The 9,426-nt window shown below is 41.0% G+C and carries 8 protein-coding genes and 1 pseudogene; 1 reads left to right on the top strand and 8 read right to left on the bottom strand.

What is annotated here, in order from left to right; translation table 11 throughout:
• Nucleotides 1–467: 467 nt before the first annotated feature.
• The 8 genes from PR699_RS19710 to PR699_RS15415 all read right to left on the bottom strand — a co-directional run bounded on the left by PR699_RS19710 (nt 468) and on the right by PR699_RS15415 (nt 8,854).
• Nucleotides 468–725, bottom strand: a complete 258-nt coding sequence (locus PR699_RS19710) for a serine hydrolase (protein ID WP_350587044.1) — start codon at nt 723–725, stop codon at nt 468–470.
• Between the two features lie 261 nt (nt 726–986).
• A complete protein-coding gene (locus PR699_RS15445) occupies nt 987–1,640 on the bottom strand; it encodes an AAA domain-containing protein (protein WP_014657115.1) in 654 nt (217 codons plus the stop codon).
• 659 nt (nt 1,641–2,299) lie between these two features.
• Nucleotides 2,300–3,556 (bottom strand): PTS galactitol transporter subunit IIC, encoded by a 1,257-nt coding sequence (locus PR699_RS15440; RefSeq protein WP_014657114.1) that lies wholly within the window; start codon nt 3,554–3,556, stop codon nt 2,300–2,302.
• Nucleotides 3,557–3,863: 307 nt separating this feature from the next.
• Nucleotides 3,864–4,859, bottom strand: coding sequence for a 2-hydroxyacid dehydrogenase (locus tag PR699_RS15435; RefSeq protein WP_014657113.1), 996 nt, complete (start codon nt 4,857–4,859; stop codon nt 3,864–3,866).
• Between the two features lie 34 nt (nt 4,860–4,893).
• Nucleotides 4,894–5,655, bottom strand: coding sequence for an SDR family NAD(P)-dependent oxidoreductase (locus PR699_RS15430; protein WP_004916017.1), 762 nt, complete (start codon nt 5,653–5,655; stop codon nt 4,894–4,896).
• 18 nt (nt 5,656–5,673) lie between these two features.
• On the bottom strand, nt 5,674–7,215 hold the full coding sequence (locus PR699_RS15425; protein WP_014657112.1) for an FGGY-family carbohydrate kinase: 1,542 nt from the start codon (nt 7,213–7,215) through the stop codon (nt 5,674–5,676).
• A 275-nt stretch (nt 7,216–7,490) separates the two neighbouring features.
• Nucleotides 7,491–8,048, bottom strand: coding sequence for a glycerol-3-phosphate responsive antiterminator (locus PR699_RS15420; protein WP_004916012.1), 558 nt, complete (start codon nt 8,046–8,048; stop codon nt 7,491–7,493).
• Between the two features lie 11 nt (nt 8,049–8,059).
• Nucleotides 8,060–8,854, bottom strand: a complete 795-nt coding sequence (locus PR699_RS15415; protein WP_004916010.1) for a class I fructose-bisphosphate aldolase — start codon at nt 8,852–8,854, stop codon at nt 8,060–8,062.
• Nucleotides 8,855–9,198: 344 nt separating this feature from the next.
• On the opposite strand from PR699_RS15415, the pseudogene PR699_RS15410 reads away from it, so the two are divergent.
• A pseudogene (locus tag PR699_RS15410) lies at nt 9,199–9,426 on the top strand (glutamate dehydrogenase); the annotation flags it as partial.

The following is a 9,426-nucleotide window of genomic DNA, read 5'->3' as shown; positions in this document are numbered from 1 at the left end:
TCCGCATAATCTGGTCGCTTCACAACGACACGGCGTTTAGCTAAGGCTAAAGCGGGAGCAATTTTTGTTGACCACTGCACTCATTATTAATCATGGTCGTCATGGAATTCCGTAGATTGAGTCAAAATGATATCGGTAAACTCATAAGCCATCTTTTGCGTGTCTAAATCTTCAACATTTGCCAAAACAGCGACAGTTAAGCCTAAATCAGGTAAACGTAAAAAATAGGTAGCCCAGCCAGCCCAGCCTCATGAATGCTCGAAATGTGTGATGCCGAAGTGTTGTGAAATAATAATGCCATAAGCATATTTCTGATGGTGTTCAATGGCTTTACCTATCCTATTTCTAGCCGGTAATGCCTGAAGCATTTTCTCGACTAGTGCTTTTCCTCCGACTTTACCACTGGTGTCATTTTTACCCCATTTCATTAAATCTAAAACATTTGAATGAACAGCACCATCACCGGTTTAAGTCCAAAGACTTTCACTTAATTGATAGCCACATGTATTGTTTTCACGGTACCCACGAGCAATTGTGGTGTGGACGGGGTACGATCCCACTATAAAGTTATTATCCATTTGTAATGGTTTAAAAATAGACTGTTGAGCAAATTCTTTATAACTTTGCCTGCTAACGCTTTCAATAATAATGGATAATAAAAAATAGCCCGTATTACAATAATCAAATGGTGTTCCAACAGGGAAAAGAGGGTTGGGGTAAGCAATTAAGTCCGCTAAGCTTGCCGCTTGAATTGGAATCGGTGTTTATTGTTCAAGCATGGCACCCACGGTTAGACAGGGATCCAGCACATCAATGGCTGCGGCATACTATTAAACAGTACTTTTTAAATCGAGAGTGATTTTCTGTAGTGTTAGCTAATTAAGCATATCAATGAGTATTACTTTATATTTGATTTAGCAGTTTAACGTGATGACTTGATTAGAAGCTCACCATAATACGATGAGCTTCTAGAGTCTATTTAATGATTATTCCAAAGTGCCTATTTCTCTTGGCAATGTATTGGCTACATCTGAAAAGCTTGGTAGATGGCCCCATACATCAGGATTACCAATTACAAAAATATATTTCTTGGCGCGTGTTAGAGCGACATTAACTAGGTTGGGCTTACTCGCTGCCCATTGTGCGCCACCCTCTTCACCGATACTGCAACCGAGTACAAAAATAACGGTATTATTTTCTTTACCTTGGAAGGTATTCACGGCGCCAATCTTATGTTTGGCCCAATGGTTGACCTCTTCTGGTGTGATTTTAATCACTGGCTGTTGTATAGCTGGTAGATCTGTTTCCTTGAGTAATTCGATTAATGCAGTTTTAACCGCGTTAAAAGGTGTGATCACATAAATAGATTGTAGCGTAATATTTTCCTGCATTAGGCGAGATAATAACATTAATAGGTCTTTGCCGTGGCTATCTCGGTATTGTTTATTACCCGTATTCCCCTTTGATACAACCTCATGGTTTTTGAGCTTGTTATTGATGGAGAGGCTGAGAATGTCGTCCTTTGAATCCGCATGGATCATACGGCCATTGTAAGTCCTATTATTGGCAAGGCTAAACATAGGTTCAATACAATGGCGGTGTACCCATAAAAGAATACCAATCCAAATCGGGTTATTCATGACTTCTAACTGACAGCCCCATGAATTGATGCGATCCGCAATTTGTTGGATTGAGAAAGTTTGTGGGTTCCAACGGTCAGCATATTGATGTAGTACTTCTTGGCAAAGATGGTTACTCTTTCATTACTTAAACGTTGTTCGCACTCTTCTTTAGCTTGCCCTGTTTCTGAACCGACAATATCTTGAATGAGCGAATTACTTAGATTTTTATCAAACTCACCAAGGTAAAGAATAAATGCGGTTGTTTTAGGAATTTTATATTGCTCTCGGTATTTATCACAAAGCCAAGGTAATTGGTTGTTCTTATTTTCTGTAAGCGCTTTTCGGGATATAGATAATTTTTTCTTGTTATTAATATCGGACGAATAAGGGTGAAAAAACGCTATACGTTGCCAACCACTTAAAATATCTATTGGTAGAGGTTTCGAATGCCTATTTTTCCACCTGTCATTATTTAAAATATTTTAATAGTTATTGAGATTAACTTAAATTAAATGAATTTTATAGACTTCACGTTATGATTGCTCTCGGCCTAAAACTGTAGTGAGTGAGGGTATTTATGAAGAAGAGAGAAGGGAAATTGGTTACCCGTAGCGCTGGTGAGTATTTGAAATAAAACAGCTAACTAAGAGAAGTTATAGTTAGCTGTTAATTGAGGATTACTTAGCGATTAATTCGCCAATTTTTACTGCTGCCCAGCCCGCAGGTGTGGTTGCTCCACCCACGATATTGGTCATTTCTGAAATCCCTTCTGGTACTGGGATATTCGAATTCACCGCAGCTTGCGTATATTCCTTGGAAATATCGGTTCCCACATAGTAAATGGATGTTAGGACTAATGTGCCACAGATAAACATTCTAAACATATTACGCTTACAGAATGGTGTCACCATAGCTAATAAAAACATCAATGAAGCAAGGTCAACGAAAGGTAATACTTTGTTGCCCGGTAGTACGAAAGCTAACACAATCGCCATTGGGATCAGTAATAGCCCAGTTGCCAACACGGAAGGCTCACCAATTAACAGTGCAGTATCCATGCCAATATAGAAATCACGGTTAGGGAATTTCTTTTTCAATTTTGCTTCAACGGCATCGCGAACAATTAACAGACCTTGGACTAAAATTTCGATCATTTTAGGCAGTAGTAACATTGCCGCAGACACGGTCACGGCGAGCGCAACAGATTCACTGATAGGATAGCCTGCCATCAATGCTAATACCAAACCTAAAATAAAGCCTAATGTTAATGGTTCACCGAATACACCGAATTTTTTATTAATCGTTTCGGGTTCGAGGTTAATTTTATTTAACCCTGGAATTTTCTCGATAATATAGTTTGTCACGATGCCAAACGGTACATACATAATACAAGTCAGATGAGGGAAGGAAATGCCTTGTAAATTATAATTACGTTGTAGATAAGGTGCAGTAATATCTGCCGCAACCAAAGTGGCAATAAAGATCACATAAGTGATACCAATTGATAGCCAGTAGCTTTCAGTACCCGCATACACTACAGAACCGACTAATAAAAATATCCAATAGTTAAAGATATCAATATTAATGGTTTTTGTGAGCTTAAATAAAACCATCACTAAGTTGATCGCAATAAAGCCTAGTACAACTGGCACCATAATCGGTGAGCCCCAGCCAATGGTGGAGGCAGTAGGCCAACCCGTATCAACCACGGTAAGGTTTAAACCCATCTTTTCAACCATCGATTGCGAGGCAGGTCCTAAATTCGATAGTAATAAGTTGATGACTAAGCCAACACCAACAAAACCGATGCCGACTAACATACCCGCTTTAAAAGCGGTGCCTACGCGAACGCCAAAACATAATGCAATAATGAAAAATATTATTGGCATCATAACCGATGCGCCCAGCCCGATGATATTGTTGATTATATCCATGCCTTCCTCCCAATACTCGTCATATTTCTCGCCGTGGCGTTGTTGGCTGCGTTCACTCGCACTAGTCACATACTTATGTATGCCCTAGCGACTCGTTTGCTTGTCGCCTAGCCACAACGCGAACTATTTAGAGTATTTACCTACTGCGTATTGAATAAAAAAATAAACCTGATAGTTAAATAAGTTGTGGTTTATAATTACTCAAAATACATAAGGTTGTTTTTGTAGGGTATAGGGTGCCCCTGACAGGTTTCACCCTATCGTTTATTTTTTATATTTTTTGCCGATGTTCTTTTCGTTAAATTAATTATTTTTGTTGTTTTAAAAATATCTCAGCAAATAGTTTTGGCGTATTGCTGAATGCATCTAAAGTACTACCTGCCATATGCGGTGTGATGGTCACATTGTCTAATAAATAAAATTCGCTCTCCTCTTTTAATGGCTCATCATCAAAGGTATCGATAGCGGCACCCATAATGCGTTTTTCTTTGAGTGCTTGCAGCAAATCACGCTCATTAATTAAACCTGAACGCGCGGTATTCACTATTACGGCGGTGGGTTTCATTAATTTAAAGTGTTTTTCGTTGATCAAGTTTTGTGTTTCTGGGGATAAACGTGCGTGTAGCGAAATAATATCGGAAACTTTAACCAAATCTTCAAGTGAATCAACTTTGGTGTAACCATCAACAGCGTCAACGTATTTATCGTAAAATATAACGTTGGTATCAAAGCCTTTAAGGAATTTAGCCACCAGTTGAGCAATATGGCCAAAGCCAACTAACCCAATGGTTTTTCCACCAATTTCTGGGATCACATCCGCGTTGACGAAATCTTTACGCCAATATTTATCCTTCAATGCATCATGTGCACGCGCAATATTACGTGTTTCAGCCAACATCATGCCAACCGTAAATTCAGCCACACTGCGTGCATTACGCCCTGGTGTATTCATTACCTTAATGCCTTTGTTCTCGGCATATTCTTTATTGATATTTTCAATGCCACCACGCAATACACCGATATATTTCAGTTTTGGTAGTTTATCGATTACCGCTTTATTCACAGGGGCGAACTGGGTGATCACTAACTCAACATCTTGTAAATCCGCATATAAATCCGCTGGTAAAATCACCGCTTCCGCACCGTGTTGCTCAACTTGCAAGTTATCTTCTTGCAGTTTTTCAATAGAAGGGTGTGCCCACTGACGAACGATAACCTCATAACCTTGTTGGCGTAGCTTTTCTAGCCCAGCCTCCATGGTTGGTTTATCAATAAATAGATCCGAAATTGCCAGACATTTCATGTTGTTCTCCAAAATTTTTTGTTGCCCTATGGGCTTAGCGCATTAACATCCCACCAGTCACATCAATGGTTGCTCCCGTCATATAACTGGCTTTTTTTGAAACCAAGAACACCCCAATATCCGCGATTTCAGCAGGGGAGGCGACACGCCCAACAGGAATTCGATTCAGATAATATTGTGGGTCTTTCTCTAGGTTGCCGCGGATCATTTCAGTATCCATAATGCCAACTGCAATGTTGTTAACATTAATGCCTTGTTTGGCAACCTCACGCGCCAGTGATATTGAAAAGGCGACTAAGCCCGCTTTACTGGCGGCGTAGTGTGAGTGACCAGTCGTTGAACCATGAAACGCTGCTTGCGAGGTAATGTTGAGCACTGAGCCAGTGATTTGCTTATTTGAACATTGATTGATAAATAATTGGCTTAAATGGAAAACGGATTTTAGGTTGATGTTCATCACGTTATCCCACTCTTCCAGTGTAATATCTGCGACCATCCCTGTCGGCCAAATACCTGCATTATTAATCAGGATGTCGAATTGTTTGAAATGGGTGAGCCCCTGCTCAAATAATGCATCAATCTCTTGGCTGTCGCCTAAGTTGGTTCGGATAGCAACTACCTCAGTACCATTTAAACCATTTAGCGCCTCAACGAGCGCTAATGCGGCTTCTGGATGGCTACGATAAGTAAAGCAGACGTTAACGCCTTCTTTTACCAGCGATTGCACCAGCTCACGTCCTAGTCCAGTCGCCCCACCAGTGACCAGCGCATTTTTACCGTGTAAATTGAGTTCCATGATCAACTAACTCCTTATTTAAGCATCAATGGTTTGCTGGGGGTTATGTGATTTCCACGTCGGTTGCATATCATCTAGCATGCGTTTGTACATGGCGTATTTTTTGGCATAAACCGCTTGTTTATCCGTTTGTGGATGGATCACTTCAGACACTTTTACCATCGCATCACAAGCCGCAAAAACATCGGGGAAATAGCCTTCCATCACCGCTGCGGTCATGGCGGCACCAAGGGTACCGTGCTCTTTCACATCGACGATTTCTAATTGGCTCTGGAAGATATCGGCAAAAATTTGTAGCCAAACGGGTGAGTGAGTAATACCGCCCGCGATGCGGATCACATTGCTCAACTGTGGATTAATACGGCGCAGCCGCTCGACATGATAAAGGTGACTAAATGCAACTCCTTCATAGATAGCACGGAGGAAGTGAGCGCGTTGATGGAAACTGGTGACACCAACAAAACCGGCAGTGGCATCTGGAATGGTGTTGGAACCAAATACAAACGGGAAGAACATCAATTGGCTTTCATCTGGCGTGGTGGAAGCCACTAATTGGTTACACAGTTCATACACTGAACTGCCTTTGGCTTCTTCAAGCTGCTTATCTGCCGCCATAAATTGGGTGATAAACCATTCTAAATTACTGGCAGATGTCGGACTGGCTTCAGTAATTTGCCAACGATTTTCCATCGGGTAAATCGAGGTCATAAATAAATCTTTATCAACCACCGGTTTGTCGGTGACATATTCGTTGATACTCCATGTCCCCGCTACAATCGCTAATTTATTGGTTTGGTTGATACCTGAAGCTAATGAAGAAGCGGAAATATCAAAGATACCACCTGAAACCGGTGTGCCTGCTTTAAGGCCAGTCAGTGCAGCGATTTCTTCTGTGATACGGCCGCAACAATCAGTGGATAACTTGATCGGCGGTAGTTTATCTTTCCACGATAGTCCGCCCCAAAAAGCGAGTAACTCATCGTCATAGCAGCGATCACGCACGTTAATCAAGTTAGTACCTGAGATGTCGGTCAGCTCTTGTGTGGCTTCACCCGTCAAATAAAAGCGGATCAGATCTTTCACCATAAAGATGTAACGCGCCTTTTCCAGTGTTTCAGGTTCATTATCTTGTAGCCAAGCGAGTAGGGCGACAGGTTGGCCTGCCCAAATTGATTGCATGGTTTTAGGTAGAATTTCACTTTCGAATTTAGGTGATTGATACCATTGTTCAACATATTTTTTGGCACGATTATCTGTTGAAATAATGCCATTACGAGTGGGTTTTCCCTGCTCATCAACTAAATAGAGACCATTGCCATGACCGGTTACTGAGATGCCAATAATATCGGCAGCATCAATAACTGATTTTTTAAGTACCTCTTTGATAACGAGTAAATTAGATTGCCATAACTCCTCAATATCCCTTTCAGTAAAAAAGGGTTTTGGGGTGATCATCCGAGTGGTATTGGACGCAATAGCCAGTACTTGGCCTTCGAGGTTATAGATAGCAGCCTTGGTCACAGTGCCGCCATTATCAATTCCTAAGATATATTTTTTCATGGAACTCCTCTAACCCTTCATATTTCGCACCACAGCGTCGTTGGCTGCATTTGACTACCCGAGTCACATACTTATGTATGCTCCCTGGGATATCCTCATTTACCGCCTAGCTGTAGCACGAACTATTTTGGGTGGCTGTTACACCACAGATATTTCATACAACAGCTCTATTGTTTTATTCTGAATCGCTGTAGAGCGTATATTTTGGGTTTATCATTATTTTAATTATTTGAGTTGTAATGGTGTTGGCGTAGGGTTTACAACTCAAACTTTAATTACCACAATGTATGTTCACTGGTGGTAATGCCGTTAAAACCGGTATAAAAAATCTTTTCAACTAAGTATTTTCGTTTAACAAAGCCACCTGCAATAAATTGCGTATTGGCTTGGTTAAAACTGCGTTTTAATAAATCAAAACAGGTACAAGCATATTCAGCAGGTAATAACTCGATCGCATCGACATCCACGGAATAGTTTTTGACCATATTACTGGCCTGTTCTAGTGATCGTGAATCAACGAGTAATACGCGAAAGATGGTGTCTAACCCTTCTTTTTTTGCGTAACGTAGGGCTGTAAAATTTGATGAAATAACACCATCCACCTTATAAAAATTCTTTAATACGGTGACGCCAGCTTGGTCAGGTTTAAATCCACCTAATAACTCCAAATGGACTAACACCTTTTTTCCCGCTTTATGGCATTTCCCAATCATCGACTGTAAATTGCCGATATCGGCGTCCGGCAATAAGATATATTCAGAGTGGCTAGCAAGTGCGCGCTCGAAATATTTATAGTTGCGAACCGATGGGATGATGGTGTTATTTAAATTCATGCTAATAATTCCTAATTTTTATTTTGATAGAGCGCAAATGCCTCTTCAGGTGATGCACCGAGATGGATGATAGCGTTAAGGCCAGCCACCATCGCGACAGGGTTAGGGTCTTGAGTGATGTTACGGCCCACAGCAACGCCTTTGGCTCCCATCTTCATACAGTGTTCAACAAATTTGAAATAACTCAGTGTATCGGTTTTTGGTCCACCGAGTGCTAAAACAGGTACCATTGATGCTTCGACAATCAAATAGTCGTCTGGTGTGCCAGAAAAACGTGTTTTGATGATATCTGCCCCTAACTCAACCGCAATACGCGCAGAGTCAGCAATCACTTTGGCTTCATTGGATTCAGGACTCGTTACTGCATAGCCGTATGGCAGTGATTCAACGATAAATGGCATATTCCATTGCTCAGCTTGTTTGACCAGTCTTGCCGTCATAGCGTGAGTTTTCTCTTCATTAAATGCGCCGGGGAAGGTCATGCATACCATGCCATCAGCACCCATTTTCAGTGCTTCTTCGGCACCAAAAACTTGTTGGGTATCAGGCACACTGTTGTCATACACATTTACTGTAGAATCAACACGTAGCACGATTGAAACATCATTAAAGGCATCTGCATAGTTTCTTGCCATACCATAAGTGATTAAGGCGCAATCTAAACCGTTAGCAGCCAGTTCAGGCATTTTCTTGATGGTGTTATCGATGCCAGCAGTTTTGGTGGAGAAAAAATAACCGTCGAGTGCCAGTGTGACGGACTTACCATCTTTTGCAAAAATTTTGGATAAACGGCGTTGTTTAGACATAATATTTCCTTTATAAAAAATAAAAAAAGCCCTCAGAGACCGTTTTGATCTCTGAGGGCTTTCAGTTCACTGACCCTGTGGTTTTCTGTTTTTCTTTTCGGCTTAGAAAAATAGAAAACCTAATCGGTATTTGATGACTTCTTTTTCATACTGATAGGTAATTTTCTTATTAGATGATTTTAATCGGAAAATTAATCTGTCAGTTAGTTTATTAAAGTTAGCTGGGTTTAAATTAACTAAGTTTAATAAACTGGGTATGGCTATTATCTCTACCATACCCAAGTTTGCGTTGTCTAATGGATGTTGCAAAATTGTGATAAGTGTCGCGTTAAACTTTTTGACATATCATCAAAAATGGTGTGAAAGCCGTTGCTGAAGGGGCAAATATGCCAACAACCATTCCTGCTACGGAGCTTTTCCTTGAGGCCGGTGTTTTATTTGCACCAGGTAAGGCCGCGAATGCGGGAGGAGTGGCGACATCCGGTTTAGAGATGGCACAAAACGCAGCCCGTATGGGATGGAAAGCAGAGAAGGTTGATGCGCGCTTGCATCATATTATGTTAGATATCCAT

The sequence above is a fragment of the Providencia sp. PROV268 genome (genome assembly GCF_028477805.1).
Classification (GTDB): Bacteria; Pseudomonadota; Gammaproteobacteria; order Enterobacterales; family Enterobacteriaceae; genus Providencia; species Providencia stuartii.
This window is presented reverse-complemented; position numbering and strand designations above follow the sequence as displayed.

What these genes read in the sequence shown, in the direction of transcription:
- PR699_RS15445 (WP_014657115.1), bottom strand. Translation starts at nt 1,640, where the DNA reads ATGAATAACCCGATTTGGATTGGTATTCTTTTATGGGTACACCGCCAT.
- PR699_RS15440 (WP_014657114.1), bottom strand. Translation starts at nt 3,556, where the DNA reads ATGGATATAATCAACAATATCATCGGGCTGGGCGCATCGGTTATGATG.
- PR699_RS15435 (WP_014657113.1), bottom strand. Translation starts at nt 4,859, where the DNA reads ATGAAATGTCTGGCAATTTCGGATCTATTTATTGATAAACCAACCATG.
- PR699_RS15430 (WP_004916017.1), bottom strand. Translation starts at nt 5,655, where the DNA reads ATGGAACTCAATTTACACGGTAAAAATGCGCTGGTCACTGGTGGGGCG.
- PR699_RS15425 (WP_014657112.1), bottom strand. Translation starts at nt 7,215, where the DNA reads ATGAAAAAATATATCTTAGGAATTGATAATGGCGGCACTGTGACCAAG.
- PR699_RS15420 (WP_004916012.1), bottom strand. Translation starts at nt 8,048, where the DNA reads ATGAATTTAAATAACACCATCATCCCATCGGTTCGCAACTATAAATAT.
- PR699_RS15415 (WP_004916010.1), bottom strand. Translation starts at nt 8,854, where the DNA reads ATGTCTAAACAACGCCGTTTATCCAAAATTTTTGCAAAAGATGGTAAG.